Source organism: Nostoc sp. NMS4 (assembly GCF_017115095.1).
GTDB lineage: Bacteria > Cyanobacteriota > Cyanobacteriia > Cyanobacteriales > Nostocaceae > Nostoc.
The window spans coordinates 1-13732 of record NZ_JABXKI010000052.1; the positions used below are offsets into that span (position 1 = coordinate 1).

Annotated in this window: 14 protein-coding genes; 4 read left to right on the top strand and 10 right to left on the bottom strand. The window is 41.0% G+C overall.

Going from position 1 to position 13732, the window contains the following annotated elements; genetic code table 11:
• From HWQ37_RS02425 to HWQ37_RS02435, 3 genes are all read right to left on the bottom strand, one after another.
• A partial coding sequence (locus HWQ37_RS02425; protein WP_292743304.1) for a carbonic anhydrase occupies positions 1-596 on the bottom strand: 596 nt, incomplete at its 3' end.
• 28 nt (positions 597-624) lie between these two features.
• Complete coding sequence (locus HWQ37_RS02430) at positions 625-936, bottom strand: P-II family nitrogen regulator (protein WP_292743274.1); 312 nt, start codon at positions 934-936, stop codon at positions 625-627.
• A gap of 4 nt (positions 937-940) precedes the next feature.
• Positions 941-1909 carry a sodium-dependent bicarbonate transport family permease gene (locus HWQ37_RS02435; protein WP_292743276.1) on the bottom strand — a complete coding sequence of 323 codons (969 nt, stop codon included), beginning with the start codon at positions 1907-1909 and terminating at the stop codon, positions 941-943.
• A gap of 544 nt (positions 1910-2453) precedes the next feature.
• Between HWQ37_RS02435 and pcrA the strand changes: the two genes are divergently transcribed.
• A complete protein-coding gene (gene pcrA / locus HWQ37_RS02440; RefSeq protein ID WP_292743278.1) occupies positions 2454-4778 on the top strand; it encodes a DNA helicase PcrA in 2325 nt (774 codons plus the stop codon).
• A 48-nt stretch (positions 4779-4826) separates the two neighbouring features.
• On the opposite strand, the gene HWQ37_RS02445 is transcribed toward pcrA, so the two are convergent.
• Genes HWQ37_RS02445 through HWQ37_RS02455 form a run of 3 tightly spaced genes read right to left on the bottom strand, consistent with a single transcriptional unit; the run spans position 4827 to position 7647 of the window.
• Entirely contained in the window at positions 4827-5120 is a 294-nt protein-coding gene (locus HWQ37_RS02445) for an antibiotic biosynthesis monooxygenase family protein (RefSeq protein ID WP_292743280.1), read from the bottom strand.
• 34 nt (positions 5121-5154) lie between these two features.
• Positions 5155-6504, bottom strand: a complete 1350-nt coding sequence (locus tag HWQ37_RS02450; protein WP_292743282.1) for a cytochrome P450 — start codon at positions 6502-6504, stop codon at positions 5155-5157.
• 3 nt (positions 6505-6507) lie between these two features.
• Positions 6508-7647 carry a glycine amidinotransferase gene (locus HWQ37_RS02455; RefSeq protein ID WP_292743284.1) on the bottom strand — a complete coding sequence of 380 codons (1140 nt, stop codon included), beginning with the start codon at positions 7645-7647 and terminating at the stop codon, positions 6508-6510.
• Positions 7648-7955: 308 nt separating this feature from the next.
• On the opposite strand from HWQ37_RS02455, the gene HWQ37_RS02460 reads away from it, so the two are divergent.
• Positions 7956-9152, top strand: coding sequence for an acyl-CoA dehydrogenase family protein (locus tag HWQ37_RS02460; protein WP_292743286.1), 1197 nt, complete (start codon positions 7956-7958; stop codon positions 9150-9152).
• 260 nt (positions 9153-9412) lie between these two features.
• On the opposite strand, the gene HWQ37_RS02465 is transcribed toward HWQ37_RS02460, so the two are convergent.
• The gene (locus tag HWQ37_RS02465) at positions 9413-10114 is read right to left on the bottom strand and encodes an SDR family NAD(P)-dependent oxidoreductase (protein WP_292743287.1); all 702 of its coding nucleotides are present in this window, start codon (positions 10112-10114) and stop codon (positions 9413-9415) included.
• A gap of 8 nt (positions 10115-10122) precedes the next feature.
• Positions 10123-10431 carry a hypothetical protein gene (locus HWQ37_RS02470; RefSeq protein ID WP_292743289.1) on the bottom strand — a complete coding sequence of 103 codons (309 nt, stop codon included), beginning with the start codon at positions 10429-10431 and terminating at the stop codon, positions 10123-10125.
• A 7-nt stretch (positions 10432-10438) separates the two neighbouring features.
• Between HWQ37_RS02470 and HWQ37_RS02475 the strand changes: the two genes are divergently transcribed.
• On the top strand, positions 10439-10630 hold the full coding sequence (locus HWQ37_RS02475) for a hypothetical protein (RefSeq protein WP_292743292.1): 192 nt from the start codon (positions 10439-10441) through the stop codon (positions 10628-10630).
• Between the two features lie 96 nt (positions 10631-10726).
• The gene (locus HWQ37_RS02480) at positions 10727-12331 is read left to right on the top strand and encodes a PQQ-dependent sugar dehydrogenase (RefSeq protein ID WP_292743295.1); all 1605 of its coding nucleotides are present in this window, start codon (positions 10727-10729) and stop codon (positions 12329-12331) included.
• Positions 12332-12439: 108 nt separating this feature from the next.
• Here the strand turns inward: HWQ37_RS02480 and HWQ37_RS02485 are convergent, their stop codons facing one another.
• Together HWQ37_RS02485 and HWQ37_RS02490 are read right to left on the bottom strand one after the other, a co-directional pair.
• On the bottom strand, positions 12440-13405 hold the full coding sequence (locus HWQ37_RS02485) for an NAD(P)-dependent alcohol dehydrogenase (RefSeq protein ID WP_292743298.1): 966 nt from the start codon (positions 13403-13405) through the stop codon (positions 12440-12442).
• Positions 13406-13509: 104 nt separating this feature from the next.
• Positions 13510-13732 (bottom strand): Uma2 family endonuclease (locus HWQ37_RS02490; protein WP_292743301.1); only part of this gene is annotated, 223 nt, incomplete at its 5' end.

Sequence of the window (13732 nt, forward strand, 5' to 3'; positions counted from 1 at the left end):
CGTTCAATTTGATATTGCACATTTGCCACCACAGCATTTTCAACCGCATCACCCGGCTGATCCTTGACCTTTTTCACGGCTGGCTGAATTGCCTGAACAAAAGTACTAATATCACCAGGTAACGATTCTTTTTTTACAGCTGCGGTTACAGCCCCACAACGCTCATGACCCATTACCATCAGCAACGGAGAACCTAATAGGACAACCGCATATTCAATACTACCGATCGCTTCATGTGTGGCAATATTTCCAGCAATCCGAACATCAAAAATGTCCCCAATGCCCTGATCAAAAACAATTTCTGCCGGCACTCGTGAATCCGCACAACTAAGAATAGTTGCAAATGGATGTTGAGCTTGAGCAACTTCGTGCAACCGCAACTCAGATTGATCGGGGTATTGAGGATGATGCTGAATAAATCGCTGATTTCCCTCTATCAACTTTTGTAAAGCTGCATCGGGAGTGAGTGATTCTGGGGAATTTGAGGGGATTTCGGCAGCTTTAGCCTGTTTAACCTGCCAGAGTAAATCGCTGGCAGTTAACATCATTCCAAACGCCCCGGTCATTCCCAACTTCAAAAAGTCACGACGTTCCATGAAATGCTTCATTGAATTTATAACTATCTTATAGAGACGCGATACATCTAACAGAGCGAATTTCCATCACATCGGAAACGTAGCAAGTACCTCCGAACTTATTCAGCAATGGTCTGATATTTTCGACAACACGCTTGAGTTCTTCTGGCATACAAAATGCGAGGATGTAAACATTATCAAGCATGGTCATGTCTAAATCTTCTGTCGTTCCTCGTAATCCTTTACCAACCACATTTCTAATGACGGCATGGCTATGTACACCCGACTTGTCTAAACTATCTAAAATTTTGGCAAGCTCAAAGGAGTTGGCGATAATTTCTATCTTTTTAACTACGTGCATATTATTACCTCCAAAATAGGTTAATTCCGTAGAGATATAGCGGAATTCCCACAATAATATTGAATGGAAATGTGACTGCTAGAGCGGTAGAAACATACAGGCTGGGATTTGCTTCGGGAACAGTCATTCGCATCGCTGCTGGGACAGCAATGTAAGAAGCACTGGCACACAATACAGCGAATAATAGCGAATTTCCTTGAGGCATACCGATGAATTTGGCGATCGCCAACCCAATACCTGCATTGAGTATTGGAATTAGTATGGCAAATAAAATCAGGAAAAATCCGGTTTTTTGCAAGTCTTTAATTCTTCTCGCAGCTACCAGTCCCATATCCAATAAAAAGAAGGTGAGAATGCCATAAAACAACCCTTGAGCAAAGGGTTCTAATACCTTCCAACCACGTTCTCCTGTCAATACGCCGATTAAGAGGCTACCGACTAGTAGAAAAACTGAACTATTAAGAAATGCTTCTTGCAAAACTTCCGACCAAGCAAACTCTCGCTTTTCATCGGCGGTGAATATACTCACCAAGATCAGACCAACAATGATCGCCGGAGATTCCATCAGGGCAAGAGCTGCTACCATGTATCCATCATACTGAATACCAAGCTCAGTGAGAAAAGCGCCGGCGGTGATAAAAGTGACGGCACTGATAGAACCGTAGGTTGCTGCGATCGCCGCAGCATCGTAAGTATCCAGTTTCCATTTTAGGATAAAAAAGGTGTAAATTGGAACAACACAAGCCATCAGCATTGCTGCCAGGAGTGTTAGAATTACCTCCTGATTCAGACCGCTTTTGATTAGTTCTACCCCTCCTTTAAAACCAATGGCAAACAGCAAATACAACGAAAGGAGTTTGGGTACTGGTGGGGGAATTTCCAGATCGGACTTGACAAAAACAGCAGTCATGCCTAAAAAGAAGAACAGAATTGGCGGATTCAAAATGTTGGATACAATTAAGCTAAAATCCATATCCATCCCTCTTTATACTGGTGAAACCTGCAATTAAAGAAATTTTTCATCTTTAAAAATTTAACGGTTCAATGATGATGTATCGTGTATTACTACCCAATTGACATTGGGTACTCAAATGAGTGAATAGTCCTATTGGTGACTATACTCCCAGTCAGGTATTACAGCGTTTTTCAAGCAAATAAACCACGGGTTAGGGAACATTGACGTGTCCCCACGAAAACCTGTTGAGGCAATGAATAAATTGCCCCTACTGTTTACAACAGAACAAGTTAGAGCTTGCTCACCATGTTTTGATGTTTGATTCCCCGTCGCTGATTTTACGACACAACGCGCCGGAATAACTAGTGGCTAACTTTTCTACGTAGAAAAATTAACGTATTTAGGGACAATTCATGAATTGCCACGATACAAGCTTTGTCTAAATACCAGTATTTTTTAATTGCCAGACAATCTTTATTGACCAAGTTTCGTTAAGATATTGTAACCTGGGCAATAGTGACCTTCTATTGATGTGACACCAGGCAATCGCTTTTGCACATCCATGACAACAACCATCGACTTTCTCAGTCACCTTAACCCCAGCCAACGTCAAGCCGTCGAACACTACTGCGGCCCGTTGCTAGTTGTTGCTGGCGCAGGTTCCGGTAAAACACGAGCGCTGACTTATCGCATTGCGAATCTGATTCTCAAACACCGTGTCGATCCAGAACATATCCTGGCGGTTACTTTTACCAATAAAGCCGCACGGGAAATGAAAGAACGGATTCAACGGCTGTTTGCGGAACAACAAGCAATAAAAGAATACGGTCAACGATTGGATTTGTTGACAGAATATCAACAAATGGAATTGCGAGCAAAAGTTTATAAAACCACGATAAAATTCTTATGGTGTAACACTTTCCACAGCTTATGTTCTCGTATTCTTCGCATTGAGCTTGGAAAATATCAAGATGAAAAAGGGCGGCATTGGACTAACAATTTCTCTATTTTTGATGAATCTGATGTTCAAAGCCTGATCAAAGAAATTGTTACTAAAGACTTAAACCTAGACGATAAAAAATTTGATGCCCGTTCTGTTCGCTACGCTATTAGTAACGCTAAAAACCAAGGCTTATCACCCCAAGAATTTGAGCAAGATCAACCCAATTATCGCGGAAGGGTGATTGCTGATGTCTATAATCGTTATCAAGATAAATTAGCACAAAATAATGCTCTCGACTTTGATGATTTGATTTTAGTTACTACAAGATTATTTCAGCAAAATGAGAAAGTTTTAAATTACTGGCATAGCCAATTTCGCCATATTCTTGTAGATGAGTATCAGGATACTAATCGCACTCAGTATCAACTCATCCACTTGTTGGTAACTAATGGTGAAACCAAAAAGAGCGAATGGAAATGGGAAGATCGCTCAGTTTTTGTTGTCGGTGATGCAGATCAATCAATTTACAGCTTTCGGATGGCAGATTTCACCATTTTGATGGGATTTCAGGAAGACTTTGGTGATAGTTTGGTAGATGATGATACTCGGACGATGGTTAAGCTGGAAGAAAACTATCGTTCTTGTGAAAACATTCTGCAAGCTGCTAATGAACTGATTGAAAATAACACCCAACGGATTGATAAAATTCTCAAAGCTACGCGGGGTACGGGTGAACAGATTACTTGTCACAAAGCCGATGAAGAACTTGCAGAAGCGGCATTTGTGATTAATCAAATTATCACTTTAGAAAACCAAAATCCAGAGTTAAACTGGGGTAGTTTTGCCATACTTTATCGGACAAATGCCCAATCTCGACCCTTTGAACAATTGTTAGTAGAAAAACAAATTCCTTACACAGTTGTGGGGGGAATGAGATTTTACGATCGCAAAGAAATCAAAGATGTGATCGCCTATTTAAGAGCGATCGCTAACCCAGCTGATACAGTCAGTTTATTACGAGTTATCAATACTCCCCGCCGGGGAGTAGGCAAAACCACTATTGATGCTTTAATGAACGCCTCCCAACAATTAGGGACAACTCTATGGGAAATACTCAGCGATGAAACATCAGTTAATACATTAGCTGGACGAGCCACAAAAGCTGTAAATAATTTTGCCGCAATGATTAGCCGTTGGCAAGCACAAATCGCCACGCTTCCCGTAACTGAAGTTTTGCAAGGAATATTAGAAGACTCTGGTTACGTTCAAGACTTGATGAATCAAGGCACAGATGAAGCCACAGATAGAGTGCAAAACGTCCAGGAACTTTATAACGCTGCACTGCAATTTCAAGAAGAAAACGAAGAGGTTTCCCTGCGAGACTTTCTGAGTAGTGCTGCCCTTAGTTCCGATTTGGATAACTTAAAAGAAGGGCAAACAGCCGTTTCTTTAATGACTTTGCACGCTTCCAAAGGTTTGGAATTTCCCGTAGTATTTTTGGTGGGATTAGAACAAGGGTTATTTCCCGGCTATCGTTCGCTAAGTGACCCCGCATCTTTGGAAGAGGAACGCCGCCTGTGTTATGTGGGCATTACTCGCGCCCAAGAAAGGTTATTTTTATCACACGCGCGGGAACGTCGTTTGTATGGTTCTCGTGAACCTGCCATGCGATCGCAATTTCTCGACGAATTACCAGAAGAATTGTTATCTACCAAACGCGCAAGTCGTCAAAGTTATACTAAAAGTGCCTCTACTCCCAATGGAAAGCAAGATGCAACGCAGAATTGGCAAGTAGGCGATAGAGTATTACATAAAACTTTTGGTCTTGGTGAAATTACTCATGTTTTCGGAACTGGTAGTAAGATGTCTGTAGCAATTAAATTTGCTAGTTTGGGACAAAAAATTGTCGATCCAAGAGTAGCGCAGTTACAACGAGTAGACTGATAAAATCACAGAACCCCAACTTCTCAAATAAGTCGGGGTTCTTGTTTTTTATATTTCAATTTCTTCAAAGTGTTCAACAGTAGGAAATGGCTCATAAAAATGATGCAAAAGTTTTTTCCACTCTTGATACTCAGGAGAATTTCTAAATCCGACAGTATGAGATTCTAAAGTTTCCCATCTGACAAGTAATAAATATTTAGCTTTGACTTCTATACATTTATGCAATTCATGGGATAAATATCCATCCATTGAGGAAATAATTTTAGAAGCTTTTTTGAAAGTAGCTTCAAACTCAGATTCTAGACCAGGTTTAACAAGAAGCATAACTGCCTCAAGAATCATAAATTTTTGTGATGATAATTAGGCTAGTTTTATGTTAAGTCATATTTTTGGAATTGCTGTGTTTCACCAACTGTAAAGCAATCGGGGCTAAATTCGCATTTCGACTTTGGGGTTTTACAGGCTGCTTATTTGCTAATACTAATTGATACTCAGACACAGTAGTTACCAAAATTAGCTTCATTAAATACAGAGCTAATTCGGCTCCAATGCAGTTCCGAATACCACCACCAAACGGTATAAATTCATAGGCTGAAAACTGACGCTCAATAAAACGTTCTGGTTTGAATTTGCTCGGTTCTGGATATAAATTTTCTTGTCGATGAAGTAGATAATTACTAATAGAAACTAGATTTCCTGGTTGTAATTTGTAACCTGCTATTTCAGTGGGTGTGTTGACACCGCGAGGTAGAATAAACATTGTAATCGGATACATTCGTAGAGTTTCATTGCAAACAGCAGTCAAATAAGGAAGACGGTAAAAACTATTTGGGTTAGAAAAGTCTCCTAAGTTTTCTATTTCTTGAAGCAGTTTTTCTTGAATTTCTGGATTACGGTAAACGCAGTACCACAACCAACAAATTGCAGCAGTAGTCGATTCATTTCCTGTAGATAATAGTAATAATAAGTTATCCAGTATTTCTACATCAGTTAGGGGGTGTCCGTGTTCATCACGAAACAACATCAATAGGGAGAGCATATCTGTTTTATCTGGCTCTATACAAGTCCGACGTTCTGTTATTTCGGCATAACTGAGTTGTTCTATTTGCTGGCGTATTTGGAGAAATTTTTGCCCGAAGTTTCTGTGGCCTAAAACTTTGGGGAAAAACCTTAATAGGGGAAATCTAGCGGTTTTAGCCGCAAATAAATTCAACAGAGAAACTATCAGATTTTTGATCTGTTGATATCGCTCTTTTTGAGCAGAACCAAATAAAATTTTGATGAGAACTTGCAGTGTAATATCCTGTGCAACTTCCCAAGCCAAAAATGGTTGGTTGATTGGTAATTCCTGCATCACTTGATGAGTGATCTCGCAAATTAATTTTCCATAATTGTGTACCTGTTTTCCGTGTAGAGGAGGCATCAATATTTTACGGAAAATTTGGTGGCGATCGCCTTCGCTTGTTGCTACTGAATTATTGCCAAATATTGCTGTTAATTCTCCAGGAAAGGAGACAATTCCTAAATGTTTATCCCGATTTTCGATAATCTGTTGAACAGCTTGGGGAGTATAAAACATCATCAGAGGACTTCCCCAATCGACTCCTTTAGCCCAAAAAGCTTCAGGATGACTTTCAAATGCTCTTTCCCAGTAGCCAATAGGAGTGAGAATTAACTCTATTCTCTGCAACCATCCTGGAGCTTTCAAACTTTCAACTTGTTTCATAATTTAACTAAAGTAATCCTCTAATTTCCCTTCTCTGACGGTATCCAATGTAAAGCAATGGAACCCACCACCAAAAAGTCGTCGGTGTCTGTGCCTTACTGGAATAGGTGTAAAACCATTCTTCTCTAAAGTTGTTATTAGTTCGGGAAACAAAGAATTAACAATTACTTTTTCCTCATCCACCGATAAAACATTTAAGTCAATATATTTGGTGGTGAGAATCAACTCGTCATCTTCATATTGAGGAAAAATATTCTCCATCGGTTCTGGAGGATAAATAACATCCCATTTTTGCAGGAACTCTGGCAATTTATCTAGAAATTTGGGGTGGCGCAACAACAATTTTCCTGGTCTTAAAGGCAGAACAATACTATCAATATGATTGTCGGTCAACTGAAAAATCTTGTGTAATCTGAATTTATCCCCCAAATGTCGTTCCAGCCACTGAAATCCTAACCAATGATTTTTCGTTGCCACATTGACGATAATATCTTTGCCCAAACGGATGCATTGAGCGCCATCAATCATCATCTCATATCCGACATCAAACTCTGAGGTGTTTTGGGCATAAATATTTTCCACGCAGGGGGTGCGATCGCTTGATACATAAGAAATATCAAAAGAGCGATCGCTCATGATCGGTCTTGGCATCGTCGTCCATTTTGCCCCTTGATTAAAATAATTGTAAAATATCGGCTTCAACAAATCATTCTCGAAATACCTAGCTCTGATTTGAGGAGAAGTTTCAATAATTTCATTGCCAATAATTATCGCTTGGTCACGAACGTTTAAGGCGGGAATACAAGTTGCCTCCCAATAAGGAGTTTTAAACTCGATAGCATGACTTAATGTCATCGGTCTATGGACTTTTACCCCTAACCCTTCCAGGGTTTTGACCAGTTCTTCAACATCCTCTGCTAATTCTTCGAGATATTTTTTCCCAAACTTCCTGCTTGAAGAGGTTTCTGCTGATTTTTCCTTTTGGCTTTCCTTTTTTTCATAATAAGGATACCAGAAAGCAGTGTATGCGACATCATGGAAAAAAAGCTTAAAAGATAACTCCAAGTCTTGAGTATTGTAATTAATCGGCGAGCCTACAATCACTTCTGTTAATGAAGACCATTCGTCAAAGCTATTTACCATTACAAAATTTACACTATTTTCACATATTTAAATAAAACTGTATCATCAAACATCAAAGATATTTATCAGACGTGTAAGATTGAGATAGATTTATCAGAAAGCCAGAAAAAAGAAGAGTTAAAAACCGCCAGACTATTTATTGCTTATGAATTTCAGGAGTTTTAAATATCTGATTTTAAGTAGTTTTAAAAATTGGCTTTAATCGTAACTTATCTTTCTGTTAATATATACTTTATTCTTCAATAAGAATCTCTTAATATTTGCATATTCAACTATAGGGATTCATCCAAAAAGATAAAAAATCAAAGATGATTGACTTCAGCCTGACTCAAGAACAGCAGATTTTGCAAACACAAGCGCGTGATTTTGCTCAAAATGAAATTCAGCCTGTTGTTCGCATAATCGAAGAGTCTAACAATCCAGAAATAGAACCTTGGGAATTTTGCCAGAAATTGTTTCACAAGGGATCTCAACTTGGATTCACATCCTTGATGCTTCCAGAAGAGTTAGGAGGTCTGGGGCGAAAGTGTATAGATTTAGCTATAGTCTTGGAAGAAATAGGCGCTGTTGATGTCAGCATTGCTTGCAGTTATTTCAATGTCACCGCAGCGATGTCACTGTTTATTGCAAAGGTAGGAACTACGGAACAACAAAAACGAATTCTATCCTTTGTTAATTCTGAAAAACCCCATTTATTTAGCGCCGTAGAGAGTGAATCGAATGTCGCTACTTCTGATGTGTTCTGTCCAATCCAAGACCCCAATATCGGCATAAAAACCACTGCTGTACGAGATCGCGATGTATACATCCTGAATGGAAGAAAATCTTCGTTAATCACAAATGCTGGGATTGCAGATGCCTACTTTATCATTGCTCGTACAGCGATGGATAAACCATTGCGCGAAAGTTTGTCTCTTTTCTACGTAGAGGCTGATACACCAGGGATTAAGTTTAGTAAAAAAACTCAACTAATTGGTTGGAACGCATCTCATCATGCCGAAATTTATCTAGATAACGTCCCAGTCCCAGTAGAGAATATGATTGGACAAGAGGGGGAAGCAGCAAAATTACTCATGCTATGTCCAGAATTCTCTATTGGAGTAGCAGCTTCCTATGTTGGTTTAGCTCGTGCTGCTTATGAGTATGCTTTGAATTATGCCAAGCAGAGAATTAGTTGGGGTCGTCCAATTATCGAACATCAGGCAGTAGCTTTAAAATTAGTGGAGATGATGATTAACACTCAGGCTGCACGACTGATGGTGTGGGATGCAGCACAACAGGCCGAAACTTCTCCCCAACTTGCTACCACAGTAAAAGCACCAGCTGCTGAGACTTTTGCTGTGGATGTGGCGATCAAAAACGCACAAACAGCCTTTGAAATTCTTGGCGGTTATGGGGCAACAAAAGAATCGTTAGCTGGTAAGTTTCTTGCCGATGCAAACATCGGATACTCCTATGACTTTACGCGAGAAGTCTTCCGTTTGGGGATCGTTAACTTTTTGTAATGCAGCTAGAGCGAGAAAAGCATCCCCTATAGTCAAGTTCTAACAAGTTCTAAACGTGAATCGATTTAAAAAGGAATGGCACTAAGAAAAGATATAGCCCTTGCCCTCACTGGTTCCCAGCCTGGAGGCTGGGAACCGATTCTGGGAGGCTCCGCCTCCTCTTTCTTGACGAGAGGCAGAGCCTCTTTGAATACATTCCCAGCCTCTAGGCTGGGAACGAGGTGAAACAAGCCTTTGGGCTTTTCTTAGTGCCATTCGATTTAAAAAGAAATTACCTGGCGATCGCGGAAAAACTTACCGCTATAAGTACGTGGAGCCTCAGTAGCTAACCAGATTGCAGTGTCTGCTCCTTGTTCGGGTGTTCGCGGAGCATCAGCTCCCCCCATATCTGTTTTGACCCAACCGGGACACATAGAATTGACAACGATCCTTTGAGAGTGCAAAGCTTGTGCCAACATAATTGTTGCACCATTTAATGCCAACTTCGATAGGCTGTAACTTGGGACATCGGCAGATAAATCTGACAATGCTCCCCCGTCACTCGAAACATTAACGACTCTAGCATCATGGGATTTTTCCAAAAGAGGTAAAAATGCCTGTATTATCCGAATAGCGCCAAAGGCGTTAATATTCATTGTTGAATCGAGCAACTCACGAGAAATGGTGAGAATATTCACACCCTCGTCTGGATACACGCCAGCATTATTAATCAAAACATCTAAGCAATCAATCTCCTCACGCAGCGTTTTCAGAGTTTGGTTAATGGAGCTATCATCGCTAACATTCAATTCAAGTGGGATCACCTTTGATTGTAATTTCTGGGCAGCTTGTTGAGCATTATCGAGCGAACGCGAAGTAATTATCACTTCATAACCTTTTGCTAGTAAACCTTTGGCGATCGCAAATCCAATTCCTCGATTACCACCTGTGATCAATGCCCGTTTGCCTTGTGTAGATTTCATCTAATCTTTTATAAGAAATTGAAGTATTGTTGTTTTTGCTTGTCTGTCAATCCAAGCAAAGGCAAGCGAGGTATACTCGCATTATCATCAGCCGCACCCCGATTGTAGAAATCGACCACTTCCTCCAGAGTTAACATTCCACCATTGTGCATATAAGGAGCGGTCAACTCCACATTGCGAAGTCCTGGAGATTTAAACGATCCTTGATCTGCTACATCATGAAGACCAGAACTCGGTATGATGTTTGGTACTTCACCAAAAACTTCTTGAAACTTTCCTAATTGAGCTAGCCGCGCCTCCGAAAGCGATCGCTCCACAGCAAAAGTGACAACTTCTAGTTTATGCTCAAACCGCTTTGGCGATCGCTATATCTGGCAAACTCCTCTCAAGAGTATAGCAACTGACAAGGAGGTTAGGACATTAACTGATGATAAAACCTATATACAAAGAGACTTTCAACCCAGTCCCCAGTCCCCTGCTATACATAAAGATATTTTAAGTGTTTCAAAAAAATAAAATCTCTGAGTTACCTTTGGTCAAACTCTCGGTGAAATCGGCTAACCGAGAGTTATGTCTAATACAGACCCCTACCACGCTAGAGAGAAGTTCAAAATGGTTGCATTTACTCTAAAACCAACACAGATACTCGGACGCATACTATCCGCATCGCTAATTAGTTTGATGTCCTTAGAAGTTGTTCCCACCGCAGCTTTAGGCCAACCACCTGCTGCATCGGTTGAAACTAAGCTGAAAGTGCCTAGCACAATGACCTCTGCACCCTTTAATATTAACCGTTACTTGAAAGTGCCGCCCAATTTCTCCATGTCTGTTTATGCTCGCATAAACAAAGCTCGCTTTATGGCAGTTGCTCCCAATGGGGATCTTCTAGTATCACAACCCAGTTCCGGTAAAGTATTAATTGTTCGGCCAAATGGCAACAAAGACCCAATTATTTCTGACTTCGTGACGGGTCTACGTAAACCACACGATATTGTGTTTCATAAGATTGACAACACCACATACATTTATATCTCCGAGACGAATCAAATTAACCGCTTCATTTACAACTATGGAGACTTAATCGCAAAAAACCGCCAAATTGTTGTCATTGGTTTACCAGACAGCAGCACATCGGAACTCAGAGGTGGTTATGGTCACGAATTGAAAAATATCGCACTTGATAGTAATCACAAACTGTACGTGTCGATCGCCTCTACATGCAATGCTTGCAAAGAAGATACTGTCAGTTACCCAAAACGTGGTGCAATTTACCAGTACAACGCTAATGGAACCAATCAGCGACTTTTTGCCCAAGGTTTACGTAATGCCGAAGGGTTAGCATTCTTACCTGGCACAAATGACCTTTGGGTAGTCGTTAATAATCGAGATAACATCGCCTATCCTTTCAACGATAGCAGTGGCAATTACGGTAAAATTATCCCCTCCTACGTAGACAACCATCCGCCAGAGGAGTTTACGAAGGTCCGAGATGGCGGTAACTACGGTTGGCCATTCTGCAACCCCAATCCTGACACATCAAATGGCCTGAACTATATGCCATTTGACCGCGATTATCAATTCAATGCTGATGGGCGTGTTAATTGCAATGCAATGGATAGGATTAGCAAAGGTATCCAAGCTCATTCGGCTCCCTTGGGGCTAACATTCTTACAAAATACCAACTTTCCCAGCCTCTACTCAAATGGAGCAGTGGCGGGGCTGCATGGTTCATGGAATCGGCAGACTAAAACGGGCTACAAAATAGCTTACTTCCCCTGGAACAATACAACAAAGAACCCAGAGCAGCAGATAGATTTAGTCAGTGGTTGGGTAGTTCCAACAACCCAAGAAACCTGGGGGCGACCCGTGGATATGGTGGTAGACGGGCAAGGTAATTTGTTAATTTCAGATGACTACAGTGGCACTATTTACAAGCTCTCCTACACGCCTTCACAACAGGTTAAGGTCTACAGAGACCCTAACTTTAGTGGAATTTCTCAGTCTTTTCCTACAACTCCAGGAGTATACAAAGCCAACCAAGGTAACTTAAATATTGTTGGTAATGACACTATTAGTTCATTAAGCGTACCGCCGGGTGTAGTAGTACGTGTGTGCCAACATGAAACTGGGGGTTTATGCCGTGACTATACCCCTGGTGATTATAATCTCGTTGGAAATGGACTTGACAACATCATCTCGTTTATACAGGTAAAGTAGCATTACTCATCGAATTTTAGATTTTGGATTGGATACGTTAAAAGTATTCTACTGAAGGCTTAGGCCGAAGTCCAAAATTTAAAAAGGTCTGAGAGGATGTTTGTAAAGTCAACTAGAAATAGCGATGTCTACGACGGGCTGCGCGATCGCAATTTTCCCGACAGCACGCCCAGTTTCGCTATAAGCATGAGCCATCGCCAACTCTTGTAAGGGATATGTGCGATCAATTACTACACGAATTTTACCAGCTTCAATCAATTCTTTGAGAAAAAGCAAGTCTTTGGTATTGGGTTTTTCAAAGAGAAATTTCGCTTTTTGACCGGGAAGGAACGCTGTTAAGAGGATCTCTAAGGAGACTTTGGGGGTAGGTACGGTGGTGATGTAAACTCCGTTGGATTTGAGGACTTTTTTGGTTTGGGAGAGCGATCGCTTACCCACTGCATCAAAGATAATGTCATACTGCGCTGTATCTTCGGTAAAATCTTGCTGCGTATAATCAATCACGCGGTCTGCTCCCAAAGATTTCACCAAATCCAAGTTTTTAGCACTGCTAACTCCCGTCACCACTGCCCCTAAAGCCTTAGCAATTTGCACCGCAAAAATCCCTACACCGCCCGCCGCGCCATTAATTAACACAGTTTGTCCTGTTTGAATATTTCCCTCATTTCGCAGTGCTTGCAGAGCCGTGAGTGCTGCCAAAGGCACAGCCGCAGCTTCTTCATAAGATAGATTTGTTGGTTTGAGTACCGCCAAGTTTTCTGGGATGGCTGCAAATTCGGCGTAACCTCCTCCAGGGAAACTAGTACTGCCATAAATAGCATCTCCTACTTGAAAGCGTGTGACACCAGAGCCAACGGCTACGACTTCTCCCGCCACATCAAACCCCAGAATTTTCGGAAATTTGTTGCCGATAATCAAACTCAACATCCCTTGGCGAATTTTCCAATCAATGGGATTAACGCTACTAGCACGAACTTTCACAAGTAACTGCGTTGACTCAATTTTTGGCTGTTCCGCGTCTTCATACTGCAACACCTCAGCACCGCCATACCGACGGATAACGACTGCTTTCATCACATTCCTCCTGCTACCCTATTTTGCTGAATGAACTCAGACAGCCTGTTTTTCCTGATAAATCTAGTGTAGCGATTTCCTAAAATAGAAATATCAGTCTAAGACTATACCTGTATGCCAGCTAGAGACTCAATCGGACACTCGAATTCAATACTCGATAAAGTGACAATATCTCCAGCCGTGTAAGGATAATAAAGCCACATCCTACCCTCACCCCGACAGTAACGTTCGACGGAGATTTGTTCCGAGTCAATCAAGATATATTCTTGCAAACTGGGGATTCTCAGATAATAAGTGAATTTTTCACCCCGATCTTTAGCGCTTGTA